Annotated in this window: 21 protein-coding genes and 1 riboswitch; of the genes, 9 read left to right on the plus strand and 12 right to left on the minus strand. The window is 66.9% G+C overall.

Annotated elements, in window-relative coordinates; all coding sequences use genetic code 11:
• The first annotated feature begins 120 nt into the window (after nt 1–120).
• The 7 genes from A0J57_RS22990 (at nt 121) to A0J57_RS23020 (ending at nt 6,915) form a co-directional block, all read left to right on the plus strand.
• A complete protein-coding gene (locus A0J57_RS22990) occupies nt 121–411 on the plus strand; it encodes a hypothetical protein (RefSeq protein ID WP_025549578.1) in 291 nt (96 codons plus the stop codon).
• A gap of 66 nt (nt 412–477) precedes the next feature.
• Nucleotides 478–577, plus strand: a riboswitch (glycine riboswitch).
• A 178-nt stretch (nt 578–755) separates the two neighbouring features.
• The gene (gcvT, locus tag A0J57_RS22995; RefSeq protein WP_076605803.1) at nt 756–1,907 is read left to right on the plus strand and encodes a glycine cleavage system aminomethyltransferase GcvT; all 1,152 of its coding nucleotides are present in this window, start codon (nt 756–758) and stop codon (nt 1,905–1,907) included.
• A gap of 25 nt (nt 1,908–1,932) precedes the next feature.
• Nucleotides 1,933–2,304, plus strand: coding sequence for a glycine cleavage system protein GcvH (gene gcvH / locus A0J57_RS23000; protein WP_013040940.1), 372 nt, complete (start codon nt 1,933–1,935; stop codon nt 2,302–2,304).
• Between the two features lie 120 nt (nt 2,305–2,424).
• Nucleotides 2,425–3,783, plus strand: coding sequence for an aminomethyl-transferring glycine dehydrogenase subunit GcvPA (gcvPA, locus tag A0J57_RS23005; protein WP_025549580.1), 1,359 nt, complete (start codon nt 2,425–2,427; stop codon nt 3,781–3,783).
• Entirely contained in the window at nt 3,780–5,351 is a 1,572-nt protein-coding gene (gene gcvPB, locus A0J57_RS23010; RefSeq protein ID WP_044660124.1) for an aminomethyl-transferring glycine dehydrogenase subunit GcvPB, read from the plus strand. The genes gcvPA and gcvPB overlap by 4 nt, the downstream gene beginning before the upstream one ends.
• Nucleotides 5,348–5,992 (plus strand): DUF938 domain-containing protein, encoded by a 645-nt coding sequence (locus tag A0J57_RS23015; protein WP_061940103.1) that lies wholly within the window; start codon nt 5,348–5,350, stop codon nt 5,990–5,992. Before gcvPB ends, A0J57_RS23015 begins: the two co-directional genes overlap by 4 nt.
• A 41-nt stretch (nt 5,993–6,033) precedes the next feature.
• Nucleotides 6,034–6,915: a hypothetical protein gene (locus A0J57_RS23020; protein ID WP_044660122.1), complete on the plus strand. Its 882-nt coding sequence runs from the start codon at nt 6,034–6,036 to the stop codon at nt 6,913–6,915.
• On the opposite strand, the gene A0J57_RS23025 is transcribed toward A0J57_RS23020, so the two are convergent.
• From A0J57_RS23025 to A0J57_RS23035, 3 genes are all read right to left on the minus strand, one after another.
• The gene (locus tag A0J57_RS23025) at nt 6,872–8,863 is read right to left on the minus strand and encodes an ATP-binding protein (protein WP_025549584.1); all 1,992 of its coding nucleotides are present in this window, start codon (nt 8,861–8,863) and stop codon (nt 6,872–6,874) included. The genes A0J57_RS23020 and A0J57_RS23025 overlap by 44 nt on opposite strands.
• A 122-nt stretch (nt 8,864–8,985) precedes the next feature.
• Nucleotides 8,986–10,209: an aminotransferase class I/II-fold pyridoxal phosphate-dependent enzyme gene (locus A0J57_RS23030; protein WP_025549585.1), complete on the minus strand. Its 1,224-nt coding sequence runs from the start codon at nt 10,207–10,209 to the stop codon at nt 8,986–8,988.
• A gap of 142 nt (nt 10,210–10,351) precedes the next feature.
• Nucleotides 10,352–10,594: an acyl carrier protein gene (locus A0J57_RS23035; protein WP_044660120.1), complete on the minus strand. Its 243-nt coding sequence runs from the start codon at nt 10,592–10,594 to the stop codon at nt 10,352–10,354.
• A 113-nt stretch (nt 10,595–10,707) separates the two neighbouring features.
• Here A0J57_RS23035 and A0J57_RS23040 point away from each other — a divergent pair, with 113 nt between their 5' ends.
• The gene (locus tag A0J57_RS23040; protein WP_061940105.1) at nt 10,708–11,226 is read left to right on the plus strand and encodes a Pycsar system effector family protein; all 519 of its coding nucleotides are present in this window, start codon (nt 10,708–10,710) and stop codon (nt 11,224–11,226) included.
• Between the two features lie 33 nt (nt 11,227–11,259).
• Here A0J57_RS23040 and A0J57_RS23045 read toward each other — a convergent pair whose 3' ends face one another.
• The 4 genes from A0J57_RS23045 to A0J57_RS23060 form a co-directional block, all read right to left on the minus strand.
• Complete coding sequence (locus A0J57_RS23045; protein ID WP_025549586.1) at nt 11,260–11,538, minus strand: ETC complex I subunit; 279 nt, start codon at nt 11,536–11,538, stop codon at nt 11,260–11,262.
• Nucleotides 11,539–11,596: 58 nt separating this feature from the next.
• Nucleotides 11,597–14,068 (minus strand): ATP-dependent helicase HrpB, encoded by a 2,472-nt coding sequence (gene hrpB / locus A0J57_RS23050; protein ID WP_061940107.1) that lies wholly within the window; start codon nt 14,066–14,068, stop codon nt 11,597–11,599.
• A gap of 39 nt (nt 14,069–14,107) precedes the next feature.
• Nucleotides 14,108–14,887 carry a TSUP family transporter gene (locus tag A0J57_RS23055; protein ID WP_061940109.1) on the minus strand — a complete coding sequence of 260 codons (780 nt, stop codon included), beginning with the start codon at nt 14,885–14,887 and terminating at the stop codon, nt 14,108–14,110.
• A 90-nt stretch (nt 14,888–14,977) separates the two neighbouring features.
• On the minus strand, nt 14,978–16,006 hold the full coding sequence (locus A0J57_RS23060; protein WP_025549588.1) for a polyprenyl synthetase family protein: 1,029 nt from the start codon (nt 16,004–16,006) through the stop codon (nt 14,978–14,980).
• A 158-nt stretch (nt 16,007–16,164) separates the two neighbouring features.
• On the opposite strand from A0J57_RS23060, the gene A0J57_RS23065 reads away from it, so the two are divergent.
• Nucleotides 16,165–16,449 (plus strand): chorismate mutase, encoded by a 285-nt coding sequence (locus A0J57_RS23065; protein ID WP_025549589.1) that lies wholly within the window; start codon nt 16,165–16,167, stop codon nt 16,447–16,449.
• Nucleotides 16,450–16,451: 2 nt separating this feature from the next.
• Here the strand turns inward: A0J57_RS23065 and A0J57_RS23070 are convergent, their stop codons facing one another.
• From A0J57_RS23070 to A0J57_RS23090, 5 genes are all read right to left on the minus strand, one after another.
• Complete coding sequence (locus tag A0J57_RS23070; protein WP_048575421.1) at nt 16,452–17,348, minus strand: DMT family transporter; 897 nt, start codon at nt 17,346–17,348, stop codon at nt 16,452–16,454.
• Nucleotides 17,349–17,498: 150 nt separating this feature from the next.
• Complete coding sequence (locus tag A0J57_RS23075) at nt 17,499–18,371, minus strand: FAD:protein FMN transferase (RefSeq protein ID WP_061940111.1); 873 nt, start codon at nt 18,369–18,371, stop codon at nt 17,499–17,501.
• Nucleotides 18,372–18,472: 101 nt separating this feature from the next.
• Nucleotides 18,473–19,372, minus strand: a complete 900-nt coding sequence (locus A0J57_RS23080) for a DUF4198 domain-containing protein (RefSeq protein ID WP_025549592.1) — start codon at nt 19,370–19,372, stop codon at nt 18,473–18,475.
• A gap of 11 nt (nt 19,373–19,383) precedes the next feature.
• Nucleotides 19,384–19,908, minus strand: coding sequence for a DUF2271 domain-containing protein (locus A0J57_RS23085; RefSeq protein ID WP_048575419.1), 525 nt, complete (start codon nt 19,906–19,908; stop codon nt 19,384–19,386).
• 18 nt (nt 19,909–19,926) lie between these two features.
• A complete protein-coding gene (locus A0J57_RS23090) occupies nt 19,927–20,574 on the minus strand; it encodes a PepSY-associated TM helix domain-containing protein (protein ID WP_061940113.1) in 648 nt (215 codons plus the stop codon).
• Nucleotides 20,575–20,779 lie beyond the last annotated feature (205 nt).

Raw genomic sequence — 20,779 nt, forward strand, 5'->3', positions numbered from 1 at the left:
AGATCGCCATCACAGCCGTCATGCGAAAGCTCGTCGTCACCGCAAACGCGCTGCTCAAGGCCGATCGATGCTGGTCGCAATCTCCCGCTTGATCATCACGGATACTCTACGCATCGGGTCATGGCCCTTCATCCGCAGATCGCCGCGCTCGCGGCCCAGCTTGAGGATCTTGCCGACCTGCTGCGCGCGCAGGGCGACCGGCTCTGGTCGGGGCGGATCGACCTGGTGCGACATCTGGTCGCGGACTCCAATTTCGCCGGCGTCGAACGCTTCCTGCGCCTGTTCGAAGGGGAGGAGGGGCTTGGCGCCCTGGTCCTGAACGACGCATCGGCCAACCGGCGGCTGATCGAACGGCGGCAGGCCGCGCGCATATTGGCCGAACGGCTGGCAAAAGAGGAAGGCGCCGATTGAGCGATTGACGGCGCGGCGCGTTTCACGCAATGCGGAACTGTCGCCGGTGCCGTGGATTCGGTCATCGGACTTGATGCGGGAGAGCATGGGAAGCCTTTCAGGCCACCCCGTCGCCGAAGGAGCAACCGCCCCGGAATCTCTCAGGCCAAAGGACCGCATCATGGGCAGGCACTCTGGAAAGCGGACGGTTCGCGCCGTCCCACCGAAGGGGTAAGCCATCCGGTCGCCTGACTGGTGGTCAAAGCTCTCAGGTTCCGTGACAGAGGGGGTGGCAAGCGCGATGAGTCCGACTCCGGACGGGCGCGTCTGTCGCCAATGACCCTCGCACGGAAAGGCCGCCCCTCATGTCCGGCAATGACGACATCGCCCATCTCGAAGAAGAATTGCCGTTGCAGGACCTGCCGCTGGATGGCTGGCACCGCGCCAGGGGCGCGCGGATGGTCGGCTTCGCGGGCTATCACATGCCGATCCAATATGAAGGCATCATGGCCGAACATGCCTGGACCCGCGAACATGCCGGGCTGTTCGACGTCAGCCATATGGGCCAGATCGGCTTTTCCGGCCAAGGCGTGGACGACGCGCTGGAAATCCTGTTGCCGAGCGACATCAAGGGGCTGAAGCCCTTTCGCCAGCGCTATTCGATGCTGCTCGATGAAGAAGGCGGCATATTGGACGACCTGATGGTCTCCCGCCTGGGAGACGGCGCCTTCGACGGGGCGGACATCTATATGGTGGTCAACGGCGCGACCAAATATGACGACATCGGCTGGATGATCGAGCATCTGCCCGATGAAGTGGTGATGAATCACATGGACGAGCAGGCCCTGCTCGCCTTGCAGGGGCCGGAAGCAGGGGAGGCGATGGCCACGCTGGTCCCGGAAACCGCGGATCTGATCTTCATGCAGTCCGGCCTCTTCACCTGGCGCGGCGTTCCGCTGTGGATCAGCCGGTCGGGCTATACCGGCGAGGATGGCTTCGAGATCAGCGTGCCCGCCGCGGATGTGACGCTGCTGGCCGATGCGCTCTGCGCGTTGCCGCAGGTGAAGCCGATCGGCCTTGGGGCACGCGATTCCCTGCGCCTGGAGGCCGGGCTGCCGCTTTACGGCCATGACTTGACGCCTGCCGTCAGCACCATCGGCGCCGATCTGGGCTTCGCCATCCATAAGCGCAGGCGGGAAGAAGGCGGCTTCATCGGCCATGCGCGGGTGATGAAGGAATTGGCCGACGGACCGGGTTCGAAGCGCGTGGGCCTGAGGATCGAGGGCCGCCTGCCAGCGCGGGAGGGCGCGACGATCCATGCCGGCGGCGCGCAGGTGGGCGAAGTCACGTCCGGCGGCTTCGCGCCTACGGTGGGCGCGCCGATCGCGATGGGCTGGGTCAGCCTGCCCCACAGCGCGATCGGCACGGCGCTCGAAATCGAAGTGCGCGGCAAGCGCATCGCGGCGGAGGTTGCGCCGATGCCGTTCGTTCCGCACCGTTATCGCCGCAAAGCCTGAGTCCTTTTCGGAAGGGGATTGATTTATGAGCCGTTATTTCACCGACGAACATGAATGGATCGATGTCGAGGGCGAAATCGCCACGGTCGGCATCACCGATTATGCGCAGGAGCAGTTGGGCGACATCGTCTTCGTCGAATTGCCTGCGGAGGGCACGACCTTCGAAAAGGGCGATGACGCGGCCGTGGTGGAGTCGGTCAAGGCCGCCTCGGACGTCTATGCGCCGATTTCCGGCGAGGTCGTGGAAACCAACAGCGCGCTGGAAGACGAGCCTGCGCTGGTGAACAGCGATGCCGAAGAGGATGGCTGGTTCTTCAAGCTGCGCGTCACGGATGCCAGCGAACTGGAAGGCCTGATGAACGAAGCCGCCTACAAGAAGTTCGTCGCGAGCCTTTGAGAAGCCAATAGCCCCTCCCTTTCGGGGGAGGGGTTGGGGACCGCCCCGGGCGCCGCGTCTGGAGGATGGTCCCCACCCCCGGCCCTTTCCCTGAAGGGGAGGGGAGAGGAGATATGTGAAATGCGCTACCTACCCCTTACCGACACCGACCGGCAGGACATGCTGTCCGTCATCGGGGCGTCCTCCATTGATGACCTGTTCGTGGACGTTCCTGCCGAGGCCCGCCTTTCGGACAAGATCGCCGGCCTGCCCGACCATGCCAGCGAACTGGCGGTCGAGCGCCACATGGCGGCCCTTGCGCGGAAGAATCTGTCGGCGGGGGAAGCGCCCTTCTTCCTGGGTGCGGGCGCGTACAGGCATCATGTCCCCGCCAGCGTCGATCATCTGATCCAGCGCGGCGAGTTCCTGACGGCCTACACCCCCTATCAGCCGGAAATCGCGCAGGGCACCTTGCAGGTGCTGTTCGAATTCCAGACGCAGGTGGCGCGCCTGCTGGGCTGCGACGTCGCCAACGCCTCCATGTATGACGGGTCGACCGCCTGCTGGGAAGCGATCGGCATGGCCCGCCGCATCACCAAGCGCGGCAAGGCGATCCTGTCCTCCGGCCTGCACCCCCATTATGTCTCGGTCGCCAACACCATGGCGAAATTCACCGGCGACGCGCTGGTGCATCAGGCGCCGACGCTGGACGCCGCCACCGACATCGACGCGCTGATCGCCGGGATCGACAAGGATACAAGCTGCGTCGTCGTCCAATATCCCGACATTCTCGGCCGCATCGCCGACCTGACGCCGCTGGCCGATGCCGCCCACGCGGCGGGCGCGCTGCTGGTCGCGGTGGTGACGGAACCCGTCGCGCTCGGAGCGATCAGGGCGCCGGGCCATATGGACGCGGACATCGTCGTGGGCGAAGGGCAGTCCATCGGCGTCGGCCTGCAATTTGGCGGGCCTTATCTGGGCCTGTTCGCGTGCAAGCAGAAATATGTCCGCCAGATGCCGGGCCGCCTTTGCGGCGAGACGGTGGACGCGGCGGGCAAGCGCGGCTTCGTGCTGACGCTTTCCACGCGCGAGCAGCATATCCGCCGTGAAAAGGCGACGTCGAACATCTGCACCAATTCCGGCCTCTGCGCGCTGGCGTTCAGCATCCATATGACGCTGCTGGGCGAAAGGGGATTGCGGGAACTGGCGGCGCTCAACCATGGGCTGGCCGTTCAGGCGGCCGACCGGCTGGCCCAGGTGCCCGGCGTCACGCTGCTCAACGACAGTTTCTTCAACGAATTCACCCTGATCCTGTCGAAGGACGCCCGCGAAGTCGTCCGCAACCTGGCGGACAAGGGCGTGCTGGGCGGCGTCTCGCTCGGTCGCCTGTTCCCGGACGCGCCGGCAATCGGCAACGGACTGGTCGTCGCCGTCACCGAAACCGTGACGGTGGAGGACATCGAAATCTTCGCGAAGGCGCTGGAGGAGGAACTGGCATGACCATGCTCAAGGAAGGCCGGCCGACCACGCCGCAGGCTCTGACTAAAGCCGACAGCGCGCCCGCGACCGCTACGGGCAACCGGGCGCTGATGCTGGAGGAAGCGCTGATCTTCGAAATCGGTTCGACCGAGACAACTGGCGTCGACTTTGCCGAAGCGCCAGAGGTCGCCAGCCGTCTCGGCGATCTGGCCCGCACCGACAGCATTGGCCTGCCCGGCCTGTCGGAGCAGGAAACGGTGCGCCATTACACCCGCCTCAGCCGCCAGAACTACGCCATCGACCTTGGCCTGTTCCCGCTCGGCTCCTGCACGATGAAGCATAACCCGCGCCTGAACGAGAAGGTGGCGCGGATGCCCGGTTTCGCGGACCTTCACCCGCTTGCACCCCAATCGACGGTGCAGGGCGCGCTGGCGGTGATCCATGAACTGGCCGCCTGGCTGGTGACTCTGACCGGCATGCATTCCGTCGCGATGAGCCCCAAGGCGGGCGCGCATGGCGAATTATGCGGCCTGCTTGCGATCCGCGCGGCGCTGGAAGCGCGGGGCGATGCGCGCAGCGTCATCCTGGTGCCGGAAAGCGCTCATGGCACCAACCCTGCGACGGCCGCCTTCTGCGGCTATAAGGTCGAGGATATTCCGGCGACACCGGACGGCCGGGTCGATCTGGAAGCGCTGAAGGGCCGCCTCGGCCCCGACGTCGCGGCGGTGATGATCACCAATCCCAATACCTGCGGCCTGTTCGAGCGGGACATGAAGACGATCTCCGACGCGGTGCACGCCGCCGGGGCCTTCGTCTATTGCGACGGCGCGAACTTCAACGCCATCGTCGGGCGGGTCCGCCCTGGCGATCTGGGCGTCGACGCGATGCACATCAACCTGCACAAGACCTTCTCCACGCCGCATGGCGGCGGCGGTCCCGGCTCCGGCCCGGTGGTGCTGTCCGAAGCGCTCGCCCCCTTCGCGCCGCTGCCCTTCGTCGAAAAGCAGGGCGACAAATTCGTGCTGGTCGAGGAAGAGACGGCGGAAGACCATCACGGCCAGACCTTTGGCCGCATGGTCGCCTTCCATGGTCAGATGGGCATGTTCACGCGCGCCCTGACCTACATCCTCAGCCATGGCGCGGACGGCCTGCGGCAGGTCGCCAGCGATGCGGTGCTGAACGCCAACTATATCCTGCGCAGCCTGGACGATGTGCTGGACGCGCCCTTCGGCGGCAGCGGCCCCTGCATGCATGAGGCGCTGTTCAGCGACAAGGGGCTGGCGGAAGGCTTCACCACGCTCGACATCGCGAAGGGGCTGATCGACGAGGGCTTCCACCCCATGACCATGTATTTCCCGCTGGTGGTGCATGGCGCGATGCTGGTCGAACCTACGGAGACGGAGAGCAAGGCCGCGCTCGACCAGTTCATCCTGGCGCTGCGCAGCCTGGCCGAACGCGCCAAGGCAGGTGACGAGGCGCTGAAAGGCGCGCCCTATTTCGCCCCGCGCCGCCGCCTGGACGAAACGCTGGCTGCGCGCAAGCCGGTCCTCACATGGACCGAGCCGGCGCTGGCGGAAGCGGCCGAATGACGGACGGGCCGGAGCCGTGGGAACCCGGTTCCGGCCTCGCCGCCGCGGGCAAGCGCCACGCCCCCGCGACGGAGCGCAATCGCGACCCCATATTGGCGGTGCTTCGGGAGGAACTGCCATCCTCCGGCCTGGTGCTGGAAGTGGCGAGCGGCAGCGGCGAGCATGCGATGTACTTCGCCGCCGCCCTGCCCGCGCTCGATTGGCAACCGAGCGATCCCGATCCGGCTGCGCTGGCATCCATAGAAGCGTGGCGGCGGGAAGCGGGGCTCCCCAATGTGCGTCGGCCACTCAGGCTCGATGCCAGCGCCGGCTGGCCGGTGGAAAGGACGGACGCGATCCTGTGCATCAACATGGTGCACATCAGCCCCTGGGAAGCGACGCTCGGTTTGATGAAGGCGGCGGGGGCCGCGCTGCCGCCGGGTGGCCTGCTCTATCTCTATGGGCCTTATCTGCGGGAGGATGTCGAAACCGCGCCAGGCAATCTTGCCTTCGACGCATCCCTTCGGGCGCGCGATCCCGAGTGGGGCCTGCGTCGGGCCGAGGATGTCATTGCGATTGCGGAGGGCGAGGGGCTGGCATTTCAGCGACTGGTCGAAATGCCCGCGAACAATCTGTCCTTGATATTCCGGCGGCGGGATTGAAAGACTGCCGCGCTCCTGCGAAGGGGGGAGCCCAAGGACCGATGCCCCACACTCTCCTCTCCCTCGTCACCGCCGAACTGGCCGCGCCCGCCGATCCGCGCGCGGCGGCGATGGCGGGCGCGTTGGCGGCCCAATATCCCGACGCTTCGCGGGCGGTGCTCTTCTACGGCTCCTGCCTGCGGGAGGAGAATCTCGACGGCTTGATGCTGGATTTCTACCTGATCGTATCCGACTACCGCGCCGCTTATGGAAAGCGCTGGCTCGCGACCGCCAACCGGCTGATCCCGCCCAATGTCTTTCCCTTCGAACATAACGGCCTGATCGCCAAATATGCGGTGCTTTCGGAGGCCGACTTCGCGCGCCTCAACAGCCCTGCCGCCGACAATGTGTCGGTCTGGGCGCGCTTTGCCCAGCCTGCGCGGCTGCTCTGGGCGGCGGACGACCTTGCCCGCCAGCGCGCCATCGCCGCCGTTGCCGGCGCCGCGCCGACGCTGCTTTCGCTCGCTCGCCCGATGGTGCGGGAGCAGGACGCGCTGTCGCTGTGGAAGACCGGCTTCACCCTGACCTATGGCGCGGAACTGCGGGCCGAGCGCAAGGGCCGCTCCCTTTCCATCGTCGATGCCGATCCGGATCGTTACCGGCGCTTCGGGGAAGCCGCGCTGGCCCAGGGCCTGCCCCCGTCGCCGGAGCCGGATCAGGCGGCCGCCCTCTGGCGGCGGCTGCAAAGGCGCGGCAAATGGCTGTCGGTCGTCCGCCTCGCCAAGGCGAGCTTCACCTATGCCGGCGGCATCGATTATCTGGCTTGGAAGATCAACCGCCACGCCGGCACCGCTATCCAGATCAAGCCCTGGCAGCGCCGCTGGCCGCTGATCGGCGCGCTTACTCTGCTGCCGCGGCTGTTCCGGGGTGGTGCGATCCGCTGAGCGCATTCGACAGCGCCTGTGCCAGCCCTGTCAGCGTATAGGGTTTGCGCAACACCTCATGACCCCCGAAATCGGCGCTTTCAGCGGTATCGCCGGCATAGCCGGTGACGAACAGCACCGGCAGATGCGCATAGATGGGGGGCAGGGTGCGGATCATCTCCGGCCCGGTCATGTCGGGCATCAGCACGTCGCTGACGATCAGGCCGATGTCCCGATGGCTGGTGAGCAGCTTCGCCGCCTTCGACGGATGATCGCAGGCGACCGGCAGGTGGCCCAGTTCCGAGAGCGCCGCCATCGTCTGGTTGAGGACGCGCGGATCGTCCTCAACCACCAGGATGCGCATCGGCGGGTGAAGCACGGGTTCCCGGTCCGGCGCAGACGCATCCATCGCGTCTTCGCCTTCCGCACCGATATGACGGGGCAGATAGAGGTGGACGCTCGTGCCCTTGCCGGGTTCGGATTCGATGCGGATCTCTCCCTCGCTCTGGTGCACGAAGCCGAAAATCTGGCTGAGGCCAAGCCCCGTGCCCTTGCCGACCGGCTTGGTGGTGAAGAAGGGTTCGAACACGCGGGAGAGGATGTCGGGCGTCATGCCGCAGCCGTCGTCGCTGACGCTGAGGGTCACATATTCCCCGCCGGCGCATTCCCCGATCTCATGCTGCGCGAGTTCGGCCTGCCCTGTCCTAATGATCAGCCGACCCCGCCCGTCCATCGCATCGCGGGCGTTGACGCACAGGTTCAATATCGCATTTTCCATCTGATGCTGGTCGACGAAGATCCGCCAGCCCTTCGCCTCATTTTCGAAGGCCATGGTGATCTGGTCCCCGATGGACCGGTCGATCAGGTCGGACAGGCCGGCCACCAGCGCATCGGGATCGACCGGGCTGGGCAGCAGCGGTTCCGACCGGGCGAAGGCCAGCAGGCGGCGGGTCAGCGCGGCGGCGCGATTGGCGCCCTCCATCGCATTGTCTAGATGGCGGTTCGCCTCCTGCGGTTTCAGCCGCAGCTTGCGCTTGGCGAGTTCCAGACCGCCGACCACCACCGCCAGCATGTTGTTGAAGTCGTGGGCGATGCCGCCGGTCAACTGGCCAACGGCGTCCATCTTCTGCATCTGGCGCAGATTTTCCTCGGCGGCGGCGCGTTCGGCGGTCTCCTTCTTGAGCCGTTCATAGGCGTCCGACAATTCGGCGGTGCGGGTGGCGACGGCCTCCTCCAGCCGGTCGGCGCGTTCCGCCTCGTCATCCGCCTGCCTGCGGGCATTGCGCCGCTCGCTATAGGCGGCATTGGCGAACCAGAGCGCGAACAGCACGCAGACGAGCAGCACCAGCCCGAAAAGCTGCGATGTCTTGCCGAACCAGGCGTTGCGATCCCCGGCCAGCGACACGGCCTGGCTGCGCTCCTGCAAGCGGGCATTCTCCGCCTGGATGACGCGGTCCAGCAGCGCCGTGATGCGCATCAGGTCGCGGGACCTGCCCGCCTGATGGAATTGCGCGAGCGCCGCCATCTTCTGGTCGTAGGTGGTGCGCAGGCCGATCTCGCTCAGCGTCTTGCCGCGCTGGTCGAACGCCGCCTGCAACGCCATGACGTTGCCGCGCTGCCAGTCGGAATGGCGGGTGGTGTAGTTCAGCGTCTTGAGCTGGCTTGCGGCGGTGCGCCACTGGTCCTGGAACAGGCGGCCGGTATCGGGGTCAAGGCTGATGACATAGCGGGCCAGCGTCACTTCGGCGCGGGCGGTCTTCGCCTCGAACGCGCGAGCGAGGGCGATGATCTCGAAACTGCGGCGCTGTTCCTTCAGCGCGCGCTCATGGTCGCGGGCCGCATGGCTGGCGCTGTAGAGCAGCGTGCCGAGAGAACCCACCAGCAGGACGACGAGCACCAGCGGCAGGAAGCGTGCAACGAACGCTCGCCACCCTGTCGCATGTTCATCCATGAAAAACCCGTCCGCCATCGACAGTTACACTAGATGAACAATATTAATGGAGAAATGCCGCAGGTGAAAGGTTCCGATTTCGCCGCAAATTCCGTCGCGTTAAATGCCCGTCCGGTCGCGGCGGCGACGGGAAGGCGCGATCAGCCGATCGCCCCCGTCGCCTTGCCCGCGGCCTCAAACATCGCGATGATCTGGCCGACCTGTTCATCGCTATGTTCCGCGCAAAGCGAGCAGCGCAGCAGGAAGGTTCCAGCGGGAGTTGCCGGTGGGCGCGCCATGTTGACGTAGAGCCCCAGTTCCAGCAGCGCCTGCCACATGGCGACCGCCTGCGTCTGGTCGGTCAGGATGACGGCGATGATCGCGGATTGCGGCGTTTCCGTGCCCAGCCTGAAGCCGAGATCGGTCAGGCCCTTGTGCAGCCGCTGGCTGTTCTTCCACAGATGGGCGCGCTTCTCGCCGGCATGCATCAGCTTGCGGATCGACGTCGCGGCGGTGGCGACGACGCTGGGCGGCAGGGACGCGGTGAAGACATAGGGACGGCAGACGAGGCGCAGCACCTCGAACTTCGGATGGTTGGAGACGCAGAAGCCGCCCACCGTGCCGACCGACTTGGAGAAGGTGCCGACGACGAAGTCCACGTCCTTTTCGACGCCCTGCTCCTCATAGACGCCGCGGCCGTTGGGGCCGAAAAAGCCCATGCCGTGCGCCTCGTCGACCAGGATCATGCAATTGGGATGCTTGCGGACCGCCGCCACCATGTCCGGCAGGGGGGCGACGTCGCCCAGCATCGAATAGACGCCCTCCAGCACCACCAGCTTCAGCGCGTCGGCGGGCAGGCGGCCCAGGCGCTTGTCCAGATCCTCGACGCTGTTGTGGCGGAAGCGGACGATCTCCGCATCGCCCAGGAAGCAGCCGTCGTAGATGGAGGCGTGGCTGTCGGCGTCCAGAACGACATAGTCGCCCTTGCCCGCGAGGGTGGAGATCATGCCGAGATTGGCCTGATAGCCGGTCGAGAACACCATCGCGCCGCTGGTGCCGTAGAAGTCCCTGAGCGCTTCCTCGACTTGCCTGTGACCCTGATAGGTGCCGTTCAGCACGCGGCTGCCGGTGGTGCCAGCGCCGAAATCGTCCAGCGCCTTCTTGCCCGCGGCGACCACGTCCGGGTCGAAGGTCATGCCCATATAGTTATAGGTGCCGAGCAGGATCGTGTCCTTGCCCTTGATCACCGCCTGGGTCGGGGACTTCACCTCGTCCATCACGATGGCGAAGGGATCGCGCACGCCGGTCGCCAGCAGCGCCTCGCGCTCTGCGATCAGGGCATCGAATTTGGAGAAGAGGTCGCGGGCTTGCGTGGCGTCGGTCATTGTCTCAATCGTCCCAAAACCGTTCGGGCTGAGCGAAGTCGAAGCTTCTTGCCGAGCGGAGCCGCGGCTCCATGCTTCGCCTTGGCTCAGCAAAGGGCTTCGACTTCGCTCAGCCCGAACGGCGGTTAAAGTCTCAGGCGGATCAGCCCTTCAGCTTCGCCACGGCGTCCACGAGCTGGCCGATGGTCTCGATCTCGGCCTGCATGTTCATGGTGATGATGATGTCGAACTCATCCTCGATCGCGGCGACGAAATCCATCACCGTCAGGCTGTCCCATTCCAGATCGCCGGCGAAGGTGGTGGCTTCGGTCAGTTCGACGCCCTTTTTGTTGAAAGGCGCGATCTGGCTCAAAACGCTGTCGAAAATTGGCTGGCGATCCGTCATTATCCGTGGTGCTTTCCGTGAAAGAGCGGCTTTTGCCCTCAAGCGTCGCTCTTTGGCAAGGGAATAAGGCGGCAATCGGGCATGACTGTCGCGAAAAAGGGGAAGGGGGGACTATGGCCGATGGGGCGAATGCGCCGGTGCCCAATGCGATCCACCTGCTGCGCACGGCGGTGCAGACCAATATGCAACTCAGCCAGATGGCCGACCAGAAGGCGAACATGCTGATCGGCGCGTCGATGGTGATCTTCACGCTTTGCGTCGCGCAGTTGCGCTCGGGTGCGCTGGTCTGGCCGGTGGCGGTGCTGGCGGTGGGCGTGTTCCTGGCCGCGACCTGCGCGATCCTGGCGGTGCTGCCGAGCGTGAGCCAGCCACGCGGCGGCGTGGGAGAGGGGGATAATCTCTTGTTCTTCGGCGTCTTCACCAGTCTCGGCGAAGTGGAGTTCAGCGATCGGATGATGCGGCTTGTCGCGGATGACGACGCGCTGTGCCGGGCGATGCTGCGCGACATGTACCAGAACGGGCAGGTGCTCCAGCGGCGGAAATATCGCTGGCTGGGCTATGCCTACCGGCTGTTTCTGGCAGGCGTGGTGGCGAGTTTCGCGGCGTTGATGGCGGATCTGGCGCTCAGGTGATGCTGAAGGCGCAGGCCTGTCCTGCCGGGCGGCTTAGCGGAAATTGTCCGCGTAAGCCTGAATCTTCAGCGTCTTCGGCGCGGTCGGAATGACCGTATAGGGAATCCCCTCCCGCTCCGCATAGGCGCGGGCGGCTTCCTCGGAGGAGAAGGTCAGCCTGATCTGCTGCTTCGTGTCGCCGGAACCCGCCCAGCCGGTCAGGGGATCGGGCTTCTTCGCTTCGGCCGCCACATATTCCAGCACCCATTTGCGGGTCAGCGCCTTGCCGGACTGCAGGGCGTTCTTCTGGATCTGATAGATGCGCGCGCTCATCGCGATAGAGACTCCTGAGGGAAGATCGGGTTGCGTTGCACCAGCGACTGGATCGAAGTCAAGGCTTCCCCTTGGCGTCGGCGCGTTTCGTGCGCAGCGTGGCGCCGGCGGCCGCCGGGTCGTCCGGCCAGGGATGTTTGGGATAGCGGCCGCGCATCTCCTTCGCCACGGCGCTCCAACTGCCCTTCCAGAAGCCCGGCAGGTCGCGCGTCGTCTGGATCGGCCGGCCGGCGGGCGAGGTGAGGGAGAGGACCAGCGGAATGCGCCCGCTGCCGACCACCGGATGCTCGTTGAGGCCGAACAGGGCCTGGACGCGCAGCTCGACGCGGGGGCCGCCCTCCGCCGCATAGTCGATCTCATGGCCGCTGCCGGCGGGGGAACGGAATTCGGGCGGCGCCAGCCGGTCGACCTGCTGCTTCCCGTCCCAGCCGATCAGCCCTTCCAGCACGCCCGAAAGCTGCGAGCGGTCGATGTCGGAAAGGCGGCGCCTGCCCCGCAGCAGCGGGGGCAGCCATTCGTCCAGCGTTTCCATCAGCGCGGTATCTGACAGCGCCTCCACCCCGGCAAAGGCGGCGCGCATCCTGAGCGACCGCGCGGCGTCGGACCAGGGAAGCAGGTCCAGCCCGCCCTGCCGCACGCCGTCGGTCAGGGCGGCGACCACGGCGGTCGGATCGGGCCGGTCGTCGGAACCGGAAGAGAGCCGCACCGCGCCCAGCCGCCTTTCGCGCAGCGCCTCTATCCCGCCATTGGCGGCCCGGAAGCGCACGGTGCGATGTTCCGCGACGCGAGCGCTGAACAGGGCGATCACCTCCGCCTCGCCGATCGGTGCGGCGGAAAGGATGCGGGCGCCCGCGGCGCTGCCCTGCACTTCGCCCACCGCCAGCCATTCCTCCCGCGCCAGGGGGCTGAGCGGGTCGAGCCGGAAGCCGCGTCCCCCGACGCTTGCCCAATCGGCTCCGTCCGCAGAGCGGCGCCTTGCAACCCGGTCCGGGAAAGCGAGGGCAAGGCAGAGGCCGGTTTCATGGCCTCCCGCCGCACTGACAGGGATTGCGCCGGATGAATCCGTCGGGGCCAGCTTCGCCCATCGCTTCGCCATCGCCCGCGCCGCATCGGCGCGCTTGCCGCTTTCCCGCCGCCAGCGCATCCGCCGCTGCGACAGGTCCGTGTCCTGTCCGCCGATTCCCCGCTCGCCCAGCAGCACGGCAACCTCCGCCGCGATCTCCGCCAAACCCATTTCGCCTGCCCGCACCAGCATATGGCCGATGCGCGGCTCCAGCGGCAGGGTGGCGAGCGTCTTGCCATGGGCGGTGATGCGTCCACCCTCGTCCAGCGCCTCCAGCACCGTCAGCCGCTTGCGCGCCTCCGCCACGGCGGCAGCGGGCGGCGGGTCCAGCCAACGCAGCTCGCCCGGATCGCTCACCCCCCAAAGCGCGCAGTCCAGCATCAGGCTCGACAGGTCGCTCTCCAATATTTCCGGCGGGTCGAAGGGCGGCATCCCGGCCGTCGCAGCCGCTTCCCATAGCCGATAGGCGACACCCGGCCGCTGCCGCGCGGCCCGCCCCGCCCGCTGGGTCGCCGCCGCCTGGCTCGCCCGCTCCGTCACCAGCCGCGTCACCCCCGCCGCCCGGTCGTAGCGTGGCCGCCGCGCCAGCCCGCTGTCGACCACGATCCGCACGCCGTCGATGGTCAGGCTGGTCTCCGCAATGGAGGTGGCGAGGATGACTTTCCGCCGTCCCTCCCGCGAGGGGCGGATCGCCGCGCGCTGCGCCGCCGGATCGAGCGACCCGTGGAGTTTGTGAACCTCCGCCCCGGCGTCCTCCAGCCGTTCCGCCGTCCGTTCGATTTCCGCCACGCCGGGCAGGAAGGCGAGCAGGTCGCCTTCCGCCTCTTCGTTGAGCGCCCGGCGGATGGTGGCCGCCATTGCATCCTCTATCCGCTTTTCGGCAGCGCGTCCGACATGGCACAGTTCCAGCGGCTGGATGCGGCCTTCGCTCTCCACCACCGGCGCGTCCTTCCCGCCATGGGCGAGCAGCGCGGCAAAACGCGCTCCGTCCAGGGTCGCGGACATCGGCACGATCCGCAGGTCCGGCCGCAGCGCGCCCTGGGCGTCCAGCGCCAGCGCCAGTCCGAAATCGCTGTCCAGGCTGCGCTCATGCACTTCGTCGAAGAGGACCGCGGAAACGCCCGAAAGCTCCGGATCGTCCTGGATTCGCCGCACGAAAATGCCTTCGGTCAGGACCAGCAGGCGGGTCCGGGCCGACATTCGCGAATCCATCCGCGTCGCATAGCCCACCGTGCCGCCGGGCTGTTCGCCCATCAGTTCGGCAATCCGTTCCGCCGCCGCGCGGGCCGCAAGCCGGCGAGGGGAGAGCAGCAGCACCTGCCCGGTGCACCAGGGTTCGTTCAGCAGCGCCGGGGCCAGTGCCGTCGTCTTGCCCGCGCCCGGCGGCGCCACCAGTACGGCGTTGCTGCCTTCGCGTAGGGCGGCAAGCAGGTCGGGCAGCACGGCATCGATGGGCAGGGCAGTCATGGCTGTCCCTCTCGCGCCATTCCCGGCCGAGTGCAAGGATCAGCCGAACAGCAGCGCGTGGATGGGGTTTTCAGGGTCGAGCAGCATCTTCGCCGTCAGCGCCAGCGACATGACGATCAGCAGCGGCCGGATCAGGCGGCTGCCGAAGCGCATGGCGAGGCGCGATCCGATCTGCCCGCCGGCGATGCTGCCCACCGCCATGGCGAGGCCGACGATCCAGATCACATGCCCGCCCGCGATCATGGTGAGCAGGCCGGCGAGGTTGCTGGCGAAATTGGCTGCCTTGGTCTGCGCGGTGGCGCGCACGAGGCCCAGGCCGCCCAGCGCAATGAAGATGCTGGTGTAGAAGGCGCCCGCACCCGGTCCGAAAAAGCCGTCGTAAAAGCCGATGACGCCGATCAGCAGGCTCAGCAGCACCATGCCGATGCGCTGGCGCCGGTCGATCTCGCTCATCTTGGGCGAAAAGGTGAAATAGGCCGCCAGCGCGATCAGCAGCGCAGGCATAAGCCCCGCGAGGATGGATGGATCGACCCGCTGCACCAGCCACGCCCCGCCGACCGATCCTGCGAAGGCGGCGAATATCGGCGAGCGATAGGCCTTCAGATCCATATGTCCCGCCCGCGCATAGGCGACGCAGGCGCCGAAGGTGCCGAGCGAGGATTGCAGCTTGTTGGTGGCGACCGCCGGAACGGGCGGGATTCCGGCGGCGAGCAAGGCAGGCAGGGCGATCAGCCCGCCGCCGCCCGCCATTGCGTCGATGCATCCCGCCATAAGCGCGGCGGCCATGAGGAAGGCGATGGTTTCAGGAGAAGGGATCATGATCGGCAGGAGGTCTTGGCGGAAGGAAGCGCTAAGTGCACCTGTCTGCGCAGGAACACGACGATGGAAACGAACCGGCCTGCCAGACCCTCAATAAGCCCGCGCGATGGCGAACCCGACCGCTTCGGTCAGCGCAGCCTTGGCCTTGCCATTGTCGAACATGCCCAGCGCATCGATGGCTCTCTGCCCATAATGCCGCGCCCGCGCCAGCGTATCCGCGATCGCGCCCGTCTTGCGCAGCAGGCCCGTAGCATGCGCCAGATCCTCGTCGCTCACCCGGTTGCCTGCAATGGCCTGCTTCCAGAAGGCGCGGTCATCTTCCGAACCCCGGGCGTAGGCGAGGATCACGGGCAACGTCACCTTGCCGTCGCGGAAATCGTCACCCGCATCCTTGCCCATGGTCGCGCCGTCCGATTCATAGTCGATGGCGTCGTCGATAAGCTGGAAGGCGATGCCGAGGTTGCGGCCATAGACGTCCAGAGCCTGCTCCTCGGCCTCCGTGCGGTCGGCGACCACGGCGGAAATGCGGCAGGCGGCGGCGAACAGGGCAGCGGTCTTCGCGCCGATGATGTCGAGATACTGCTCTTCGCTGGTGTCGATCTTGCGCTGGGCGGTGAGTTGGTTGACCTCCCCCTCCGCGATCACGGCGGACGCGTTGGAGAGGATTTTCAGCACCTTCAGCGATTCCGCCTCGACCATCAGTTCGAAGGAGCGGGAAAAGAGGAAGTCGCCCACCAGCACGCTGGCGCTGTTGCCCCAGATGATGTTGGCGGTCTTGCGGCCCCGGCGCAGCCCCGATCCGTCGACCACATCGTCATGCAGCAGGGTTGCGGTGTGGATGAATTCGACCGCGGCGGCCAGCTTGTAATGACGCGACCCGGCATAACCGACCAGATCGGCGCAGGCGAGCGTCAGCATCGGCCGCATCCGCTTGCCGCCGCCCGCGATCAGATGCCCGGCGAGTTCCGGGATCAGCGGAATGCGCGACTGCATCCGGTCCAGAATGACGGCGTTCACCTGATTCATGCCCTCAGCGACCAGCGCCATCATGGGGGCGAGCGAAGGCGCGCTGCTGGCGCGGCCGATGGGGTGGACATTGCCGGTGGCGGATGCTGTCATGACAAGCGCCATGTGGCGGCGCAAAATGCTAAAGGCAAGCGGGAATAGCTTGCGCAGGCGTCCGGAAGCGGCAAAAAGCGCGCGATATTTGATCGACGCATCGTCAGGGCGCAAAACCCGCGTCCATTTTCGCCGGCGATGCTCTGCGGAGGACCAAAGTGGACGAGACCCTGAAGCGCTATCGCGAGAGCATCGACAATATCGACGCGGCGCTCGTCTTCATGCTGGCGGAGCGGTTCAAGATCACCCAGGCCGTCGGAGAGCATAAGGCGACCCACGACCTGCCTCCCGCCGATCCCGGCCGGGAGGAACGCCAGATCGCCCGGCTGCGCCAGCTTGCTACCGATGCGAATCTGGACCCCGATTTCACCGAGAAATTCCTGCGCTTCATCATCGATGAGGTCATCCGCCACCATGAACGGCTGCGGGAAAGGCAGGGCTGAGTTCAGGCCGGTTCGGCGATGTCCTGATTGCGCGTCGGTTGCGTCGACCGGCCCAGCATCACCCCACCCAGCGCCAGCCCGAAGCCGATGAGCTGCACCGGACCCAGCCGTTCCCCGAACAGCAGCCATGCCTCGACCGCGGCAAGCGGCGGCACCAGCAGCAACAGCATCGACATGCGCGTCGGCCCCTGATGCCGCACCAGCCACACCAGCAGCGACAGTCCGCCGGCCGACAGCCCCAGCACCGACCAGGCAAGGCCGATCCACAGCACAGGCGTGCCGTCCCAGCGATATTCCCCGGCGAACAGCGTGGCCGCCATGGCGAGCAGCGCGCCGCCCCCATTCTGCACCGCCCCGGAAATCGCGATGCCGTCGCCTGCTATCGATCCGCGCTGGATCAGCGTGCCCCCAGCCATGCCGAGCACGGCGAGCACGCCGGCGAGAGCCGGTCCTGTCGCGATCGATCCGGCGCCCGACCGCTCGATCGCCGGCAATAGCACGCAACCGACCCCTCCGATCGCGATCGCCAGACCGACCCAGGCGCGGGCGGGCAGCCGGTCGCCCAGAAAGGCGACGCTCGCCACCGCCACCATCAGCGGTTGCAGCGAACCCAGCAGCGCCATGACGCCCGCTGGCATGCCGTTGTTCACCGCCCACCAGCTCAGCGTCAGGTAGAAGCCATGCAGCATCGCGCCAGCCGCCAGATGCAGCCCCAGTCGCCGTCCACGCGGCAGCGCCTGCCGCGCATAGAGCGCCGCCCCGGCGAGCAAGGTCGTCGTCAGCGCCAGCCGCACGGCCAGGACCAGCTCCGGCGCGGCATGCGGCACCATCGCCCGTGCGACGATGAAGCCGGTCGACCAGATCAGCACGAAGAGAAGGGAAGCCATGGCAGCGATCATGCGCTCGCCTTTGGCCTATCGATACTCGGCTGTCGAGGCGCGCTTTGGGTTGAAGCGCGGTTTGGGTGGCCAAATCGCCGCTGCCAGCACGCCAAGCCGCTGCCTTCGCAGGCGTGCGGGGCAGATCCTCCGCTCGCCACCCGTTCGGGTTCAATCCAGCATCGCGGCCAGGGCAGGCGTCATATATTCCTGCCCGCGATCAGCAACCCGCCGGATCAGGCATGCGGCAATGCCGTGCCGTGTGGCGAGGGCCATGCCACGTTCATGCCCCATTATCGTGATCGCGGTCGCCCAGGCGTCGGCCAGCATCGCGCTTTCGTGGAGCACCGTTACGGAAGCCACATCGTTGGTGATGGGCGCGCCAGTGGCGGGGTCCATGCTGTGGGAAAGGCGGACGCCGCCTTCCTGGCGGAAGCGGCGATAGTCTCCGGATGTCGCGACCGACAGGCCGCAAAGCGCTATCCGGAGCGTAGGGAGCGCAAGGCCCGGCGGAGCCTCCACGTCCACCCACCAGGGCTGAAGGTCGGGCTTGACCCCTTGCCCCTGCAATTCGCCGCCGATCTCGACCAGGAAATGCGCAGCGCCGAGGCCGCGCAGGGCGGCCGCCATTGCATCCACGGCAAAGCCCTTGGCGATGCCTGAAAAGTCCAGCGTCACGTCGGCCGTGCGCCGGGCGCGGTCGCCCTCAATCGCGATGGCGGTCCAGGGCGAGGGATGATGGGGTGCTTCGCAAAGGCCCGTCAGCCCGTCCGGACCGAAGCCCCATTTCGCCACCAGCCGGCCCACCGCCGGATCGAACGCGCCGCCCGACAGCCAGGCCATCTCCAGCCCGGCGCGCAGCACGGTCAGCATTTCGCCGGGCAGCGGCATCCATTGGCCGACCGGCGCGGCATTGAACCGGCTGATGGCGGAAGCCGCTTCCCAATTGCTCATCTGCGCGATGATGCGGCCCAGCACCGTTTCCATCGCCGCCGCGCTGCCGGGCGGGGCGTCGACGATGCGGGCGGACCAGCTCGTGCCCATGGTCGGACCGCCAAAGTCGCTGATCCTGCCCGCCTGCTTGTCTGGCCCGAAGATGTCGGGCGAGAGGCAGGGCGGGATGGCGATGCGGATCGGGCGGGCGATCAGCCCTGCACCTCTACCGTCATGGCATAGGTGGCGCGGTCCTGGGGCGGGCCCATGGGCGGACGGGGCCCGCCTTCACCCTGCGGCTGGCCCTGGGGCCCGGCTGCGCCCGGCGCACCGCCGGGGCCTTCGCCGCCCGGTCCGCGCCGCCCACCGGAACTGATGCTGACCCAATACATGCCCGCTTCCGGCCAGGTGAAGCTGACCTTCCCTTCGGCATCGGTCTTCGCATCCATCTGCTTGAGGTCCGACCGGTAGCGGATGCCGCCCGGGATGGCGACCACGTCCAGCCCTGCCGCAGGCTTGCCGTTCAACAGGAACTGGAAGGTGGCGGCTTCGCCCACGGCAAGGTCGTTGGGGTGGGTGACGGGCACCATCTCCAGCCCCTTGCCCGTGGTCGTGAAGACCTTTCGGTCCGGCTCGCCCGCCGTCACGAAGGTTTCGATCCGGGTGCGCGCCGTCGCCGTCTGCACGTCCGTCGCGCCCTGCGGCACGGCGGTCGCCAGCGTCGCGGCGGTGGTGCCGCGCGGCAGCATCCTGCGCTCGCCGTTCAGCATGTAATTGCCCATCAGCATCTCGTTGACGATGGCGATCTTGTACGTGCCCTTGGTCCTGATGCCGAGGTCGAAGGTCTGGCGCAGCTTGCCGATGGCGCGGTTTTCCACCTGCGCCGTGCTGCCGTCCGGTGCGGTCACGACCGGCTGCCAGTCCTGCCCCGGATGGTCGAAATAATAGAGATCGCTGGAAATGGCGGCGTCCACCGTCAGCCATTCATTGCCGGAGCCGGCGAACATGGTTTCGGAAGGCAGCATCCAGGGCCGCGCCGCGCCCGCCATTTGCGGCAGAGCCATGGCAGCGGTGGCGGCGAGCAGCACCAGCGTCTTGCGGAACGTCATCATGGCTTCCCTCCTCAGCGCGACAGCACGGCGCTGACCGCGCCCAGTTCGAACTGGCCGCCGGCGCTGCCTCTGGCCCCGGCCGCCGTTACGTTGAGCGGCACGCGAACCACCTCGCGCCCGCCGGATTCGCGCGCAGCCTCCACCACCAGCGTATATTTGCCGGGGGTCAGGACCGGCATGCCGCCCTTGCCGGCGGTGAAGCTCAGCTTATGGGTGCCGGGCGCGCGGGTGGCGCCGGAAATGCCGTCGGCGGGCAGGGCGAGCGAGCGGCCGGAGGCGCGCCACCACATGCGAATGTCGCGCAGCCATTTGACGCCGCCATTGTTGCGCTTGTCGACATCGTAGAGAACCGAGAGGGTGCGGGCGGGCGCGCCCTCCTTCTCCAGCCAGATCGCGACATAGGGACGGTGATATTCCGCCACCGACAGGCGCGGCAGGGTAAGCGTGACGTCCAGGGTCTGGCCCGTGGCGGGCATGGCGACGGCGCTGGCGCCCATGGCCGCGCCGGTCAGGACGATCTTGTGGCTGATCTGCATGAGGTGAAGAACTCCCCCTTAATGGATGAAGATGATGGCCAGGACGGCCGGAATGGCGAGGCCCGCGGCGACCAGCGGCCAGGTGGTCGGGCGCTTCTTGGCATGGAGCCAGAGCAGGAGCAGGCCGGTGAGGGCGAAGAGGAAGCAGGCGACGGCGAAGATGTCGATGAACCACTTCCATATATTGCCGGCGTTGCGGCCCTTGTGCAGGTCGTTGAGATAGCTGATCCAGCCCCGGCTCGTCGCCTCGCTGGTGACTTCGCCGCTATGCCGGTCGATCGATACCCAGCCGTCGCCGCCGGGGCGGGGCAGGGCAAGATAGACCTCATCCGCCGACCATTCCGCTTCGCCCGCGCCGCTTTGGCCGATTTCCAGTTCCACCCATCGGGCGATCGGGGCGGGGAGGGGCCTCTTGGCGTCGGGCGCTTCGTCCGCCGCGACCTGCTTCAGCAAGGTGGGGGGCAGGGTGGCGGACCTGGTCACCGTCTGCGGCGAACCCTCGACATCGGCGGCGTGGTTCAGCGTGATGCCGGTGAAGGCGAACAGCAGCAGGCCGATCAGGCTGATCGCGGAACTCACCCAATGCCAGGTATGAAGCTGCTTCAGCCAGAAGGCCTTCGGGCTCTTCTTCCTGTTGTTCGGCTGGGTGCGGGCGGGGGCGTGCATCGGAAGCGGGACGAGTCCTGTGGGAGATGAGGCAGGCTGCATAACGCGAACGACTCGCAATTGCAAACTATGGGCGTTGCAAAATTTGTATCAAAATATGCGAGGCAAAGCCGGATCGTTTCCATGGAGCGGCGGCCGGCGCAGGATGGCGGCGTCATGCTATTGACGGGTGACGCCATCGCAATTAGCCGCCTTAATGAAACGG

Source organism: Sphingobium sp. 22B (assembly GCF_001580035.1).
Classification (GTDB): Bacteria; Pseudomonadota; Alphaproteobacteria; order Sphingomonadales; family Sphingomonadaceae; genus Sphingobium; species Sphingobium fuliginis.

Bases quoted from the DNA above. Each gene is read 5' to 3' on its own strand.
- A0J57_RS23040 (WP_061940105.1), top strand. From the start codon at position 10,708: ATGGCCGATGGGGCGAATGCGCCGGTGCCCAATGCGATCCACCTGCTG.
- A0J57_RS23055 (WP_061940109.1), bottom strand. From the start codon at position 14,887: ATGATCCCTTCTCCTGAAACCATCGCCTTCCTCATGGCCGCCGCGCTT.
- A0J57_RS23030 (WP_025549585.1), bottom strand. From the start codon at position 10,209: ATGACCGACGCCACGCAAGCCCGCGACCTCTTCTCCAAATTCGATGCC.
- A0J57_RS23045 (WP_025549586.1), bottom strand. From the start codon at position 11,538: ATGAGCGCGCGCATCTATCAGATCCAGAAGAACGCCCTGCAGTCCGGC.
- A0J57_RS23075 (WP_061940111.1), bottom strand. From the start codon at position 18,371: ATGGGCACGAGCTGGTCCGCCCGCATCGTCGACGCCCCGCCCGGCAGC.
- A0J57_RS23085 (WP_048575419.1), bottom strand. From the start codon at position 19,908: ATGCAGATCAGCCACAAGATCGTCCTGACCGGCGCGGCCATGGGCGCC.
- A0J57_RS23080 (WP_025549592.1), bottom strand. From the start codon at position 19,372: ATGATGACGTTCCGCAAGACGCTGGTGCTGCTCGCCGCCACCGCTGCC.
- A0J57_RS23070 (WP_048575421.1), bottom strand. From the start codon at position 17,348: ATGATCGCTGCCATGGCTTCCCTTCTCTTCGTGCTGATCTGGTCGACC.
- A0J57_RS23025 (WP_025549584.1), bottom strand. From the start codon at position 8,863: ATGGCGGACGGGTTTTTCATGGATGAACATGCGACAGGGTGGCGAGCG.
- gcvPB (WP_044660124.1), top strand. From the start codon at position 3,780: ATGACCATGCTCAAGGAAGGCCGGCCGACCACGCCGCAGGCTCTGACT.
- gcvT (WP_076605803.1), top strand. From the start codon at position 756: ATGTCCGGCAATGACGACATCGCCCATCTCGAAGAAGAATTGCCGTTG.
- gcvPA (WP_025549580.1), top strand. From the start codon at position 2,425: ATGCGCTACCTACCCCTTACCGACACCGACCGGCAGGACATGCTGTCC.
- gcvH (WP_013040940.1), top strand. From the start codon at position 1,933: ATGAGCCGTTATTTCACCGACGAACATGAATGGATCGATGTCGAGGGC.
- A0J57_RS23090 (WP_061940113.1), bottom strand. From the start codon at position 20,574: ATGCACGCCCCCGCCCGCACCCAGCCGAACAACAGGAAGAAGAGCCCG.
- A0J57_RS23035 (WP_044660120.1), bottom strand. From the start codon at position 10,594: ATGACGGATCGCCAGCCAATTTTCGACAGCGTTTTGAGCCAGATCGCG.
- hrpB (WP_061940107.1), bottom strand. From the start codon at position 14,068: ATGACTGCCCTGCCCATCGATGCCGTGCTGCCCGACCTGCTTGCCGCC.
- A0J57_RS23020 (WP_044660122.1), top strand. From the start codon at position 6,034: ATGCCCCACACTCTCCTCTCCCTCGTCACCGCCGAACTGGCCGCGCCC.
- A0J57_RS23060 (WP_025549588.1), bottom strand. From the start codon at position 16,006: ATGACAGCATCCGCCACCGGCAATGTCCACCCCATCGGCCGCGCCAGC.
- A0J57_RS22990 (WP_025549578.1), top strand. From the start codon at position 121: ATGGCCCTTCATCCGCAGATCGCCGCGCTCGCGGCCCAGCTTGAGGAT.
- A0J57_RS23015 (WP_061940103.1), top strand. From the start codon at position 5,348: ATGACGGACGGGCCGGAGCCGTGGGAACCCGGTTCCGGCCTCGCCGCC.